A 13,934-nucleotide genomic window follows, 5' to 3' on the forward strand; every position below is an offset into this window, starting at 1 on the left:
CTCGGGGCCGGCGGCCGGATCAGGCCGCCTCTCTCATCTCCTCGTACTGCTGTTCGAATCGCGCCAGACAGGACGAACAGCAAAACTGGTAGAGGTCGCCGTCGATCCGGGTCGACTCGCCCTCGCTGGTGACGGTGTTGCCACACTCGTCACACTCGAGGGCGAACTCCGCGCCCTCGGGTTCTGGCGACCACGACGACTCCGCGAGCAGGTCGACGTCGTACGACCGGATCGCGTCGGTGTCGAGCGAGTCCGCGAGTAGCGGCTCGACCGCGCCGTCTTCGAGTCTGGCGTGGAACACCACCCGGCCGTCGGCGGTGACGAAGACGTGTTCGACCGAGTCGAGCGCTTCGACGCGCTCGCGGACGTCGGCGACCCGACCGGGTTCGATCCGGAGGTCGACGAGCACCGCGATCCCTTCCGAGAGGAGCGAGCGATCGAGATCGACGGTGAACTGCTGGATGACGCCGAGTTCGCGCATGCGGTCGATGCGGTCGGAGACCGTCGGCGGCGAGAGTTCTACAGCGTCCGCGATCTCGTTGTACGGTCGGCGGGCGTTCGCGACGAGCAACTGGAGAATTTCGAGGTCGGTTTCGTCGAGTTCCCTCATTGGTACGCACTCGCGTGTCCACCGTCAAACATGTTTCGGCGCCGCGGCCCCGACCCGGTCCGGGGCGCGATCGGCGCGGGACGGGGGCGTCCCGGCGATCCCCTTACTCTCCTTAATACTCCTTGCAGAAACGCTTTTGAGGGGAAACGTCGTCGAATGGTAAACATGTCTATCGACGGAGCCGCGGCCGACGACATCACGTACGTCCAGAAGGCGTGCGCGTACATCACCCGGGGCGAGCGCGAACTGCTCGCGTTCGAGGGCCCGGGCCACGACGGCCTCCAGATCCCGAAGGGGACCATCGAGGCGGGCGAGACGCCCCGGGAGGCGGTGTTTCGGGAGGTCGCCGAGGAGAGCGGGCTCGGCGCGCTCGCCGACACGCGCCACCTCGCGACCGACGTGTGGCGCCGCAGGCCGGCGCGGCGGTACGTCCGCCACTTCTTCCACGCGACCGTCCACGACCCCCGCGACCGGTGGACTCACACCGTGACCGGGTCGGGCGAGGAGGTCGGCGCGGAGTTCGAGTTCTCGTGGGTCGACCTCCCGGCCGACGAGGAATTCGCGCTCGCGCTCGACGACTACGTCCACCTGCTGTAGGATCGACTCGCGGAAAATCCCGGAGGCCGCGGCCCCGCGCCCGGCGTCAGTCGCCGGTCGCTTCGGGGGTCGGACCGTCGAACTCGGGCGACCGAACGGGGTCGGCGCGGTCGTCGGCGCGCTCGGCTTCGTCCAGCGCGCGGATGTTCGCGAACAGGAAGCCGGCGAAGCCGACGCGGATCAGCACCGAGATGTAGTGGTTGATGAGAATGTCTCCGAACTTCGTGAACGCTCCCGCGTCCGAGATGAACGCGTACGCGATGAGCATCGCGAGGAGGAAAAGCAGGAGGTTTCGGGCCTTCCAGTGGAGCAGTCGCCGATCGGCCGAGCGGTTTTGGGCCGTCTCCCAGATCGGCCCCACGAACAGGTACGCGACGAAAACGTGCCCGCCAATGACGATCAGCGTCGAGACGAGCGTCACCAGACCGCCCGCTCTGGCGCCGAAGTTGAACGCAAGGACCTGCACTGCGGGGGCGGCGGTCACGATCGCGAGGTTCCGGCGCTTCGCACCGGCGAGCTTCGCGGTGACGAACCACAGTAACGAGTAGGCGAACACGTCGTTGGCGACGTTCGGCAGGGCGAAAAAGTAGCCGTGAGCCGAAAACGCGCCCACGCCGGCGGCCGCGAGGAAACTGCACACGGTACTGACGGCCATGACCGCCACGACGAGCCGACAGTAGTGATGGAGCCGCTGTGGAATCCGGCGGAGCCACAGGAGCAAGACCGCGAGGGTGACCGCGTACGCGACGCCGCCGACCGCGTACAGGGTCGGTTCGTCAATCATCGCTTCCCCCCACTGGCGCGCCGGACGGAGACGCGGCGATCGGGTCGTCTTCGTCGCCGGAGTCTCGGGTCTCGAACGAACTCAGCATCTCGCGGAGGTCCGCGGTCCGGTCGGCGAGCGTATCGGTTCGCTCGCGGACGTCGGCCATCGTCGCCGCGGTCTCGTCGGCGGTCGCCGCGAGGTCCTCGGATCGGTCCGCGACCTCCACGGCGACCTCGCGGACGGTCTCGACCGCGACCGCGACCTCCTCGGTCGCGGCCGCACCGTCGTCGGTCGCGCGGTTGATCTCCGCCATCGCGTCGTCGACGTCGGTGACCGTGTCGGTCAGTCCCTGCAGGGTCTGGCCCGTCGCCGTCACGGTTTCGACGCTCTCGTCGATGCGACGTCTGGTGTCGTCCATCTCCCGAGTCACGTCGGTGACGTCGCCCCGAACGGTCTCGATGATACTGCTTATCTGATCGACCGCGTCCTGGGTCTCGGCCGCGAGTTGCTTGATTTCGTCCGCGACGACCGCGAAGCCGTCGCCTTCAGCGTCGGCGCGGGCGGCCTCGATGTTGGCGTTCAGCGCCAGCAGGCCGGTCTGCTCGGCGATGTCGTCGATGAGTCCCGTCGTCTCGCCGACTTCTTCCATCCGTTCGTCGAGGTTGTCGACCAGCCGTCCGAGTTCGGTCACCGCCTCCTCGATCCGGTCGATCGCGTCGATCGCCTCCTCGGCGCGCTCGGCGCCGGCCTCGCCGGCCTCGGCGGCGTCGGTCGCTCGGTCGGCGACCTCGTCGGTCGTCGAGGCGACTTCCTCGATCGTCGCCGACAGGTCGTTGGCCTCCTCGACCGCGCTTTCGAGCTGGTCGGCCTGACTCGCGACGTCGTCGGCCAGCGACCGGATGTCCGCGGCGAGCGACTCGTGGCGCCGCTCGACCGCCGCGGCGTCGTCCGCGACCGCGGTGCTCGTGGTCTCGACCTCGGCGGCGAACGCGATGATCTCCTCGACGGTGGCGGACAGATCGGTCGCCATCTCCTCGTAGGCGGCGCCAATCCGTTCGATCGCCTCGATGTCGGTGTCCGTGTCGAGGCGGTGGCTGAAGTCGCCCTCGGCGGCCGAGGCCATCGCGTCGCCGACGTCCTCGGCCCGTTCGAGCAGGCGTTCGCTTCGCTCTTCGGCTTCCCGCTGGGCGGCCTCCGCGCGCTCTTGAGCGCGCTCGGCCTCTTCGCGGGCGGTCTCGGACTCCGCGAACGCCTCGTCGAGCGATCGCCGCATGCTGTCGAACGACGCCGCCAGACGGCCGAACTCGTCGGGGCGGTCGCTCTCGGGGGTGACGTCGAGATCGCCCGACTCGATGGCTTCGGCCGCGGCGGTGAGGTTCCGGAGTTCGACGCCGACGCTCCCGGCCAGAACGATACCGAGCAGACCGATATGAAGCGCGAGGACGAACAGCGTGGCGGCGACCGCCTGCCCCCCGGTCGCGCCGACGCGCGAGACGTCCATCGCGAAGAGGACGCCGAACACGACGGTCGCCCCGAGCGCGACCCCCAGCGCCGCGCCGATTCGGCGGCTGTACTTCTGCAAGATCCAGTCTACGGATACAGTTGTCATTTGCCAAAACCGTATTCCCAAATTCAACTTTTAAACTTTTGGACCTAAGTATCAGACGAGATAATAGACTCTATATCCGAGGACTGGACGGATGAACGGGGGACTTCGAGGCGCCCGTTTCGAGGCCGTTAGCACCGCGTGGTCGGTTGGTCGCCGGGCGGCGTCGACGAATCGGCGAGTCCGAACCAGTTACGCACCGCCGTGTCAGGCGATTTCGTCGGCGATCGCCACCGCCTCGTCGAGCCCGAGTTCGCGGTCGGCCGCATCGAGCCGGTCGAGGAGCCGGCGGACGCGCTCGTCGGTCGGCTCTCGGCCGGCCCGTTCGAGCAACCGGCGCGCCCCACCGCGGCCCGTCGCGGCGCCGAACAGGAGCCGGCGTTCGCCGCCGAACCGCGCGGGGTCGAACGGCTCGAAGGCGCTCGGCTCGGCCAGCATCGCGGCGGTGTGGAGCCCGGACTCGTGGGCGAACGCGTCCTCGCCGAGCAGTGGCGCGGTCGGGGCCACGTCCTCGCCGAGCGCGTCGAGAACCGCGCGCGCGCCGGGCAGTAGCGACCCCTCGTCGAGCCCGACGTCGACGCATTCGTCGCCGGCCAGCGCCGACGCGGCGACCGCCTCCAGCGAGGCGTTGCCCGCGCGCTCGCCGAGCCCGGCCACCGACACGTCGGCCTTCGCGACCCCGCATCGGGCGGCCGCCAGCGTGTTCGCGGTGGCGACCCCGAGGTCGTCGTGGAAGTGGACCCCGACCCGTTCGAGGTCCGTATCGAGCGCGTCGAGGCGCTCGACCACCCCCGTCGGCGTCCGGCTCCCGACGGTGTCGGCGACGGTGTAGAGGTCCGCGTCGACCGCCCCGAACAGGTCGTCGAGGGCGCCCGGATCGGTCCGGAAGCCGTCCATCGCGTCGAAGTGGACGCCGAGACCGGCCTCGCGGGCGCGGTCCGCGGCCGCCGTCGCGGCCGCGGTCAGCTCCACGCGATCTTTCCCGAGGACGTGTTCGAGCTGTCGGTCGCTGGTCGGGGCGAAGACGTTCACGACGTCGACGCCGGCCTCGATCGCCGCGTCGACGTCGCCCGGGACCGCGCGAGCGATCCCCGTCGTCGCCGCGTCGAGGTCGAGGCGGTCACAGACCCGGGCGGTCCGATCGTCCGCGACCGGGAAGCCGACCTGCACGTACTCGACGCCGAGCGCGTCGAGTTCGCGGGCGGCCGCGACCTTCCGGTCGACCGAGTACTCGACGCCGGGACGCTGTTCGCCCTCCCTGAGCGTCAGATCGAGGAGCTTCACACCACGCCCTCCTCGTGGAGCCGGTCGATCTCCTCGCGGTCGTAGCCGAGCGCTTCGAGCACCGCCCCGGTGTCCTCGCCGAGCGCGGGGGGGTCCGACGACTCGACGCGGTCGAACCCCGACGCCCGCGCCGGGAACCGGGGCGTCCGGACGCGACCGCCCTCGCCCTCGGTGGCCCGGACCTCGGCCAGCGCTTCGGTCGCCCGGAGATGCGGGTCCCCACAGACGTCTTCGGTGTCGTTGACGGGCGCGACCGGGACGCCGGCGTCCTGGAGTCGGGCGACGATCTCGTCGGTCCCGAACTCCGCGCAGGTCGCCGCGACGATCTCGTGGAGTTCCTCGCGGTTGTCGAGTCGGTCGGCGAGTTCGGCGAACCGGTCGTCGGCGGCGACGTCGAGGTCGAGCGCGTCGCAGAACCGCCGCCACTGGCGGTCCGACGACGGGCCGACGAACACCCACTCGTCGTCGGCCGACTCGAACACGTCGTAGGGCGCCCAGCCGGGGTGGCTCGCGCCCATCGGCTCGGGCACGTCGTCGTACGCCTGGGTGTACGCCAGCCAGTAGCCCATGAGCGCGACCGTGCTCTCGAACAGCGGGACCGTGACGTGTTGGCCCTCGCCGGTCGCGTCGCGCTGGCGGACCGCCCCGAGCACCGTCACCGCGGCGTACAGCGACGCCGCCATGTCCGAGAGGCTGGTGCCCGACCGGACCGGCGGCTCCCCGGGGTGGCCGGTCACGCTCATCACGCCCGAGAGCGCCTCCGCGACGGGGTCGAGCGCGGGGAACGACTCGTACGGGCCCGGATTGAACCCCTTGATCGAGCAGTACACCAGTTCGTCGTTCACGCCCGCGAGGTCGTCGTAGCCGACCCCGAGGCGGTCGGCGGTGCCGGCCGCGAAGTTCTCGACCAGCACGTCGGCCTCCTCGACGAGGTCGTGGAACACGGCCCGGCCCTCCTCGGACTTCAGGTCGAGGGCGACCCCGAGCTTGTTCCGGTTGACGTAGTTGAACGAGCTGTTGCCGATCGGGCTCGAATCCCGGACCGCGTCGCCCAGTTCGGGGTGTTCGACCTTTATGACCTCCGCCCCGAGGTCGGCGAGCACCATCGAGCAGAACGGGCCGGCGATGATGTGACCGAGTTCGAGGACCGTCACGTCCGAGAGCGGGCGGCCCTCCCCGCCGGGCAAGAGCCCGGGCGCCACCCGGCCGCCGTCGGCGCGGAGCCGATCGTCGTCGAGGGCTCTGGAGCCCGATCGGGGCGGGCCTTCGGGGGGTCGGCGGTCGGTGCGGTCGTCGGAGCCGGTCGAGTCGGCACCCGCCGGCCCGTTGCGGGCGGGTCGTCGGTCGGCCGAGACGCTGTTCGCGGGGAGAGTCGTGTCGTTCGTCATCGTATGAGGTGGTGTGGTGTCGGTGAGGCGAGTGGTGGTGTCGATGCGGGGCGGTCAGGGCGACTGGCGAGGCGTCTCGCCCGCGAGCGCGTCGCCGTGACAGATGGTCCGGCCGTCGGCGTCGAAGACGAACAGGTCCCCGGGATCGAAGCCGACGACGAGCTCGTCGCCGTGCTCGACCGCGCCGAACGCCGTCGAGACCGCGTCGACGTCGGTGCCGTCGGGGGTGTGACCGTGGACGACGAACTCGGTGCCGAGCTGTTCGACAACCCCCGCGATCACGGTGAGTTCGTAGTCGCCGCCGTCGGCCGAGAGGTACTGCGGGCGGATCCCGACCGTGATCGAGTCGCCGACCCGGTCGGCGAAGCGGTCGGCCGGCGCCAGCACCCCGAAGCCGTCGCCCGCGAGCGCGTAGCCGTCGTCGGTCTCGGCGACCGTCGCGGGCAACAGGTTCGTCGACGGCGTCCCGATGAACCGGGCGACGTACTCCGAGACGGGGGCGTCGAACAGCTCGCCCGGCGGGGCGAACTGTTCGAGCCGGCCCTGATTCAGGAGGATGACCTGATCGCTCATCGTCATCGCCTCGGTCTGGTCGTGGGTGACGTAGACGACCGTCGCGTCGAGCTCCTGATGGAGGCGCTGGACCTCGACCCGGAGTTCGGCCTTGAGCTTGGCGTCGAGGTCGCTCATCGGCTCGTCGAGCAACAGGACGTCGGGGTCCTGGACGAACGCCGAGCCGAGCGCGACCCGCTGTTGCTGGCCGCCCGATAGCTCCGCGGGCATCTTCTCGAGCTGTTCGGTGATCTGGAGCGTCTCGGCCGCCTCGTCGATCCGGCGGTCGCGCTCGTCTTTCGGGACGCCCTGGACCTTGAGCCCGTAGCCGATGTTCCGGCGGACCGTCATGTGAGGGTACAGCGCGATGGACTGGAACACCATCGCGCAGTTGCGGTCCTGGGGCGACTGGCCGGTCACGTCCTCGTCGCCGAACGAGAGCCGGCCCTCGGTGGGGGTCTCCAGCCCCGCGATCATCCGGAGCGTCGTCGTCTTGCCACAGCCGGACGGGCCGACGAGCGTGGTGAACGACCCCTCGGGGATCGACAGCGTGAGGTCGTCGACCGCGACGTGGACCGAGCCGGCGGATCGGTACTCCTTGCGAACCGAGTCGAGGTGGATCGGACGTGCCATTATTCGAGTCCTCCGACGTTAAAGCCCTGCAGGAGGTAGTTCTGGAGGAAAACCGCGATGAGGAACGGGGGGATGCAGATGAGAAGCGACACCGCCATCGTCTCGCCCCACCCGATGGTGACGCGGTCGAGAAAGAGGCTGGCGCCGACGGTGATGGTGTACATCTCGTCGTTGCTCATCACGACCCGCGACATCGTGAAGTCGTTCCACGCGACCGCAAACGAGAAGATCGCCGCCGAGATGTAGCCGGGGCGCGCGACCGGCAGTACCACGTCCCAGAGGGTTCGAGTCCGACTCGCGCCCCGGACCCACGCCGACTCCTCCAAGGAGATCGGCACCGTCTGGAAGTACTGCCACATCAGCCAGATGGTAAAGGGCGCCGAGATGGCGGTCAGCGCCATCGTCAGCGCGAAGTAGCTGTTCAGCAGGCCGAGCGAGAAGAAGATGACGTACAGCGGGATCGCGAGCACGATCGGGCTGAACATGTACGCGAACAGCACCGCGCGGGCCGCGACCGTCTTGCCGGTGAACTCGAAGCGCGTGAGCCCGTAGCCGGCCGCCACCGCCAGCGCCGTCGAGAGGACGGTCGAGCTCGCGGTGACGATGAGGCTGTTGGCGAAGTACTGGATCGTGTTCGTGTCCTCGATCAGGACCCGGAAGTTCCGGAGCGTCAGCGAGTCGATCAGCAGGTTCACGTCGCCGCCGCGGAACACCGCCGCGGGCGACTGGACCGCGACCGCGACCATCACGTACACCGGGACGGTGACGAACACCGCGACCAGCGCCGCGACGAGGACGAGCGCGATCCGCTTGATGCGAGTCTGGAGCCGCTGGGGGACGACCGAGCCGGCGGCGCCTTCGCCGAGCGCCATCAGTGGGTCACCTCCTTCTCGGGCTCGAAGACCCTGAAGTAGACGACCGCCACGCCGGCGAGCAGGAAGAACATGATGCCGGCGAGCGCGGTCGCGGCGCCGAAGTTCACCTCGTTGAACGCGAGCTCGTACACCCGGATCGGGAGGGTGGTGGTCGCGTTCAGCGGCCCGCCGCGGGTCGAGAGGTAGATGATGTCGAACTTGTTGAACATCCAGATGCCCCGCACCAGGAGGATGATGAGAATCGCCCCCCGGAGGTGGGGCACCGTGATGTCGCGGAACGCCTGCCACGTCGAGGCGCCCTCGACGCGGGCGCGCTCGTAGAGGTTCGGGTCGATGGCCTGGAGCCGGGCGAGCAGGATGAAGAAGGCGAACGAGCCGAACTTCCAGACGCTGGTCACCGCGACCGCCGCCATCGCCCACTCGATCGTCGAGAAGAACGCGATGGGGTCGGCGACCACCCCGAAGTCGACGAGCCACTGATTGACGACGCCGATGTTCGGGTCGAAGAGGAACTGCCAGATGAAGATGACCACGAGCGTCGGCAGGAGATAGGGGAAGATCATCATCGTCCGGAGGACGCTCCCGCCCCGGATCTGTTGGTTGACCACCAGCGCGAGCCCGAGCCCGAGCAGGAGGCTGAAGACGGTGGTCGAGACGGCGTAGAGCACGCTGTTCCAGAGGAAAAGCGGGAACTGCTCGGCGGTCAGGATCTCGACGTAGTTCGAGAGACCGGCGAACGAGGCCGCCCGCGTGGGGTTCTCGAAGAGACTCATCCCGAGGGCGTAGGCGATGGGGATCGCCCAGACGAGGGTGAAAAACGCCGCGAGCGGGAGGAACGTTGCGAGCAACAAGAGCCGTCGCTCGTCGAACTCGGCGAGCGAGGACCTGACGGACGTGACCGTACTCATAGTGGTGGGAGAGGAGGCGTCTCAGTCCTGGAGGCCCCGGAGCTCTTCGGCGACCCAGTCGACGGTTTCCTCGGGCGAGCGACCGCCGACGAGCAGCTGCTCGGCCGACTGACCGAACACCTGCTGGCCGTAGGCGTCGGCCGCGACGATGTTTGGCGCGCCGTCGTCGCCGGTCGCGAGGACCGAGGTGAACGCGTCCCAGTTGTCCCGGACGAGTTCCATCACGTCGGGGTGGTTCTGGATCGTCTCGTTGTTCCGGACCGCCTCGCTGTCGAGGCCCTCGCGGGTCGGCGGGAACTGGAACAGCGGCGCCGAGAGCACGAAGTCCATGAACCGCTCGGACTTGCTGAAGAAGTCGACGAACTGCCGGGCGCCCTCGGTCGCGCCCCCGGAGTTCCAGACGACGTGACCCTCCATGTACGCCCACCACTTGTCCTGACCGTTGCCGTCCGGCACCGGGAACGCGGTCGGCGAGAGCTTCTCGACGAGGTCCGGACGGTTCGCGGAGATGGTGAGGATCGGGAGCCCGCCGACGCTCATCGCGGCCGCGGCGTTCTCCTGCTGGAGCGCGGCGATGGCGTCGCCCCACTCCCAGCCGGAGCCGTTCGGCGCGTACTCGGCCATCTGCTGGACCCACTCGTAGGTCTCGATGGCCGCCTGACGGTTGTCCTCGTCGTCGATCGTGACCTGAATGTCGTCGGACGGGCCGCTGTAGATGTCGACGTCGTTCTGCCAGTGGTACTGGGTAATCGACGTGTCGGCGTTGTTGGTCTGGCCCGACTGGACGACGTAGCCGTTGATGTCTTCCTCCTCGGAGACGCGCTGGGCCTCGGACTGCCAGGTCTCCCACGTCGTGGGGTTTTCCTCGTAGATGTCGTTTCGGTACCACCCCATCAGGGGCTCGACCATCGTCGCCACGAAGTACGACTCGCCGTCGACGTTGACCGGATCGGGCAGGCCGGTCCCCTGGACCGCCTCGCTGACCGGCGCGGCGTCGCCGTCTCGCTGGTAGCGGTAGGCGTCCGCGGACGTGTCGAAGACGACGTCCGGGGGGTTGCCCGCGGCCCGCATCTTCTGGAGTTGCTCGTCGGTCGAGGTCCCCTTCGACGTGTAGGTGACGTCGACCGTGTAGTCGTGTTCGCTCTCGAACTCCGAGATGATCTGGTCGATGACCTGCTTGGAGTCGCCCCGGTCCGAGAGATACTTGATCGTGGTCTGGGTCGCATCGCCCGATTCGACCTCGCCGACAGTCGTCGCGGAGTCGCCCTCCGAGTCCGACTCGGAACCGCCCGTACAGCCGGCCACGGCGACCGCCGTCGCCCCGCCGGCCGCGGTCAGGAACTTGCGCCTCGTCGAGTGCTGTCTAGCCATGCGAATACATACCATACTAAGGCGTGGAATGTCTTCGCCCTACACCAGTAGGCTCTTTAAATAGTCCGGCTCAATCGGCGCCGGTCTCGGCCGCGTCGAGCGCCGACCCGGAGTCGTCCGACGAGAACGCGCCCCGTCGGTCGCCGCCGTCGAGCGCGTTGCGCAGGAGCGCGCGCTCGGCCTTTCGGAGGTGTTCGAGGAACGTGGCGTGGCTGATCTCGAGTTCCGCCGCCAGCGTCTCGGCGTCGGTCTCGCGGGGCCATTCGTAGTAGCCGGCGTCCAGCGCGAGCGCGACCACCTCGGCTTGCCGGTCCGAGAGCATCGTCTCAGCGGCCCGGTACGGCGTGAGCTGGGCGAGCCGCACGGAGCCGATCTCCCGGAGTTCGGCCACGATGTTCCGGAGGTCCTCCCGGCGGAAGACGACGATGTCGAACGCCCGCTGGGTCCCGTCCACCCGGTCCCACCACTGCATCATGCCGTGGTTTGACCGGATGATCGGGAGCGCGCCGCAGGCCCGCTTGGTGAGCTTTATGTGCGTCTCGTCGACTCGCTCGACGTTCGAGACCTGCTCGGAGTCCTCGAACGCCGCCACGAACTCCGCGACCTTGTCCTCGGCGTCGATCACGAAGGAGATGTGCTCGTCATCGAGGACCTCCTCGTGGTTGACCGTGAACGACGTGTTCCACCGATCGGTGACCTCGCTCAGGACGCAGTCGGTCCGGAGATCGAGATAGAGCTTGGCGCGGAACATCCAGTAGAGTCACGTAGTGGGGATTATTAACGTTTCGCGTGCTAACTCGTGTCGATCGCCCCGACGCGGGACGGCCGGCCGAGTCGAACCCGCCGAACACGCCGAGCGACGCCGATCGGCGGCGTTTCGGCAACAGCAGTTATCACGACGGCTGTCGTGACGTGTGTACCATGGCTGAATACGGCTCGGACGCGACGACGACGCGAGCGGGGCAGTGGGACGGGGTCGGGAACCGGACGGGAACCGCACCGTCGGCCGGGGCGGGGCCGACCCCGCGCGAACAGTGAGCCTCGCGTCACTGCTCGATCGCGACCGGAACCGCGCGGCGTGGTGGCTCTACATCGGTTTTCTGGGGCTCGGCGTCGCCTTCCTCGGCTACTCGTTTCTGGGCACCTTCGTCTTCGGCGTGTTCGTCTACTACGCGTCGCGGCCGGTGTTCGGCCGGGTGCGATCGCGGCTCGGGCGCGACGGCGCCTCGGCGGCCGTGACCCTGCTGGGCTTTGTGGTCCCGGTGTTGCTGATCGTCGGGTACGTTCTGGCGGCCGGACTCCGGGACGTCGCGTCGCTGTCGGGTGTCGGTCCGGACGAGTACGTCCAACTGCTCTCGCCGTTCGTGAACGTCGAAGCGCTCGGCGAGGGCCAGCGCGACGCGCTCGCGACCCTCCTGAATCAGCCGGGGCGACTCCGGTCGCTCCCGTTCGATCGGCTCCGGAGCCTGCTGACCAGCGGTCTCGCGGTGCTCGGGTCGGCGATCAACGCCCTCGTTCACGTCACGCTCGCGTTCGGACTCGCGTTCTTCTTGCTCCGGGACGGCGATAGCGTCGCCGAGTGGTTCCGGCGCAACGTGGCCCCGCCGGACTCGGCCGGCCACGCCTACGCGAAGGCGGTCGACGACGACCTCGAAACCGTCTTCTTCGGCAACGTGGTGTTCGTGTTCACGATGGCGGTGTTGGCGGCGGTGATCTACTACGGCTTCAACCTCGTCGCCCCGGACCCGCTCGGAATCCCGTTTCCCGTGTTGCTCGCGCTACTGACCGGGATCACGAGCCTGATCCCGCTGGTCGTCAGCAAACTGGTGTACGTCCCGCTGGTGATCTACCTCGGGACGGTCGCGTTCCGGACCGGCGGGGTGGCACTGGTGTTTCCCGTCGGCCTCCTCGTGGTCTCGTTTCTCGTGCTGGACATCTTACCCCAGACGTTCCTCCAGCCGTACATCTCGGGGCGACAGATACACACCGGCATCATGATGTTCGCGTACCTGCTCGGTCCGCTGTTGTTCGGGTGGTACGGCTTCTTCCTGCTCCCGCTTTTCGCCGTGCTCGTGCTTCAAGCGGTCCGCATCGTGCTGACCGACCTGCTCCACGGCGACCGCCTCACCTCCGCGGTCGACGCCGCCCCGTCGCTCGGCGGCGATCCGCCGGGGGAGTCCACCGGCGCTGACGGCGGGGAGTAGTCGAGAGAGGGAGAAGAGGGAGAGAGCCCGAGACTCGGAACCACACCGGCCGGCGCGTGGTTCCGCGACGCACACAGTTAAGGCTCGAAGCGAAGATACGAGGCGTATGGAGTACGTCAGCCTCGGGTCCACCGGCACGAAGGTCTCGGAGATCTGTTTCGGAACGTGGCGCTTCGGCAAGGAGTCGAACGGCACCGTCGAGACCGACCGCAAGACCGCCCACGACCTGCTCGACACCGCGTACGAACGCGGGGTCAACTTCATCGACACCGCGAACGTCTACGGCGACCCCAACGGCACCGCCGAGGAGTGGATCGGCGACTGGCTCGCCGACCACGACCGCGAGGAGTTCGTGCTCGCCTCGAAGGTGTACTTCGGGTTCGACGACGGCCCGAACGATCGGGGGCTCTCGCGCAAGCACATCCGGGCCCAGATAGAGGGCACGCTCGACCGCCTCGGCACGGAGTACCTCGACGTCTACTACATCCACCGGTGGGACGACGAGACGCCGATCGAGGAGACGCTCCGGACGCTGAACGACCTCGTCCGGGAGGGGAAGGTCAACTACCTCGCGGCGAGTTCGATGGCGGCGTGGAAGCTCACGAAGGCCCTCTGGACCAGCGACATAGAGGGCCTAGAGCGGTTCGAAGTGACCCAGCCGCGGTTCAACCCCGCCTACCGGGAGCCGGTCGCGGACTACCTCGACGTGTGCGCCGACCGGGGGATCGCGGTCTGTCCGTACTCGCCGCTCGAAGGCGGCTTTCTCACCGGCAAGTACGAGCGCGACGCCGCCGGGCCCGAGGGGTCCCGGGGCGACCTCTACGAGTGGGACGACCGGTGGGACGACCGTCAGTGGGCGGTCTTAGACGCGATCCGAGCGGTCGGCGAGGCGGTCGACGCCACGCCCGCCCAGGTGACCCTCCGGTGGCTGGCCGACCAGCGCGAGTTCCAGTGTATCCCCATCGTGGGCGCGCGGACGACCGACCAACTCGAGGAGAACCTCGGCGCGTCGGAGATCGACATCTCGGACGACCAGTACGACCGCATCGCGGCGGCCGCCGAGTAGGACGACGCCGGCTCGCCGTGGGCGCCCGCCGCGCCGGGTTCCGGCACGCTCGGAGTTTTATACCCGTCCCGAAA

Annotated in this window: 13 protein-coding genes; 3 read left to right on the plus strand and 10 right to left on the minus strand. The window is 68.6% G+C overall.

Going from position 1 to position 13,934, the window contains the following annotated elements:
• Window positions 1-19: 19 nt before the first annotated feature.
• Complete coding sequence (locus tag EPY72_RS10960; protein ID WP_135806447.1) at window positions 20-610, minus strand: AsnC family transcriptional regulator; 591 nt, start codon at window positions 608-610, stop codon at window positions 20-22.
• A 165-nt stretch (window positions 611-775) separates the two neighbouring features.
• Here EPY72_RS10960 and EPY72_RS10965 point away from each other — a divergent pair, with 165 nt between their 5' ends.
• Window positions 776-1,207: an NUDIX hydrolase gene (locus tag EPY72_RS10965; RefSeq protein ID WP_135806448.1), complete on the plus strand. Its 432-nt coding sequence runs from the start codon at window positions 776-778 to the stop codon at window positions 1,205-1,207.
• A 46-nt stretch (window positions 1,208-1,253) separates the two neighbouring features.
• Here EPY72_RS10965 and EPY72_RS10970 read toward each other — a convergent pair whose 3' ends face one another.
• The 9 genes from EPY72_RS10970 to EPY72_RS11010 form a co-directional block, all read right to left on the minus strand.
• Window positions 1,254-1,991 (minus strand): bacteriorhodopsin, encoded by a 738-nt coding sequence (locus tag EPY72_RS10970; RefSeq protein WP_134672340.1) that lies wholly within the window; start codon window positions 1,989-1,991, stop codon window positions 1,254-1,256.
• Window positions 1,984-3,582, minus strand: a complete 1,599-nt coding sequence (locus EPY72_RS10975; protein WP_135806449.1) for a methyl-accepting chemotaxis protein — start codon at window positions 3,580-3,582, stop codon at window positions 1,984-1,986. Before EPY72_RS10975 ends, EPY72_RS10970 begins: the two co-directional genes overlap by 8 nt.
• Window positions 3,583-3,786: 204 nt before the next feature.
• Window positions 3,787-4,863 carry a LeuA family protein gene (locus EPY72_RS10980; RefSeq protein ID WP_134672342.1) on the minus strand — a complete coding sequence of 359 codons (1,077 nt, stop codon included), beginning with the start codon at window positions 4,861-4,863 and terminating at the stop codon, window positions 3,787-3,789.
• On the minus strand, window positions 4,860-6,251 hold the full coding sequence (locus EPY72_RS10985) for a CaiB/BaiF CoA transferase family protein (protein WP_135806450.1): 1,392 nt from the start codon (window positions 6,249-6,251) through the stop codon (window positions 4,860-4,862). The genes EPY72_RS10980 and EPY72_RS10985 overlap by 4 nt, the downstream gene beginning before the upstream one ends.
• Window positions 6,252-6,305: 54 nt before the next feature.
• Window positions 6,306-7,436, minus strand: coding sequence for an ABC transporter ATP-binding protein (locus tag EPY72_RS10990; protein ID WP_135806451.1), 1,131 nt, complete (start codon window positions 7,434-7,436; stop codon window positions 6,306-6,308).
• Window positions 7,436-8,308 (minus strand): carbohydrate ABC transporter permease, encoded by an 873-nt coding sequence (locus EPY72_RS10995; RefSeq protein WP_134672345.1) that lies wholly within the window; start codon window positions 8,306-8,308, stop codon window positions 7,436-7,438. The genes EPY72_RS10990 and EPY72_RS10995 overlap by 1 nt, the downstream gene beginning before the upstream one ends.
• Window positions 8,308-9,219: a carbohydrate ABC transporter permease gene (locus EPY72_RS11000; RefSeq protein ID WP_134672346.1), complete on the minus strand. Its 912-nt coding sequence runs from the start codon at window positions 9,217-9,219 to the stop codon at window positions 8,308-8,310. Before EPY72_RS11000 ends, EPY72_RS10995 begins: the two co-directional genes overlap by 1 nt.
• A gap of 21 nt (window positions 9,220-9,240) precedes the next feature.
• The gene (locus tag EPY72_RS11005) at window positions 9,241-10,590 is read right to left on the minus strand and encodes an ABC transporter substrate-binding protein (protein WP_135806452.1); all 1,350 of its coding nucleotides are present in this window, start codon (window positions 10,588-10,590) and stop codon (window positions 9,241-9,243) included.
• Window positions 10,591-10,660: 70 nt separating this feature from the next.
• Complete coding sequence (locus EPY72_RS11010) at window positions 10,661-11,341, minus strand: helix-turn-helix domain-containing protein (protein ID WP_134672348.1); 681 nt, start codon at window positions 11,339-11,341, stop codon at window positions 10,661-10,663.
• Window positions 11,342-11,624: 283 nt separating this feature from the next.
• Between EPY72_RS11010 and EPY72_RS11015 the strand changes: the two genes are divergently transcribed.
• Both EPY72_RS11015 and EPY72_RS11020 read left to right on the plus strand, forming a co-directional pair.
• Window positions 11,625-12,794 (plus strand): AI-2E family transporter, encoded by a 1,170-nt coding sequence (locus EPY72_RS11015; RefSeq protein ID WP_168216028.1) that lies wholly within the window; start codon window positions 11,625-11,627, stop codon window positions 12,792-12,794.
• A 106-nt stretch (window positions 12,795-12,900) separates the two neighbouring features.
• Entirely contained in the window at window positions 12,901-13,860 is a 960-nt protein-coding gene (locus EPY72_RS11020; RefSeq protein ID WP_135806454.1) for an aldo/keto reductase, read from the plus strand.
• Window positions 13,861-13,934 lie beyond the last annotated feature (74 nt).

The organism is Halorussus marinus (assembly GCF_004765795.1).
GTDB lineage: Archaea > Halobacteriota > Halobacteria > Halobacteriales > Haladaptataceae > Halorussus > Halorussus marinus.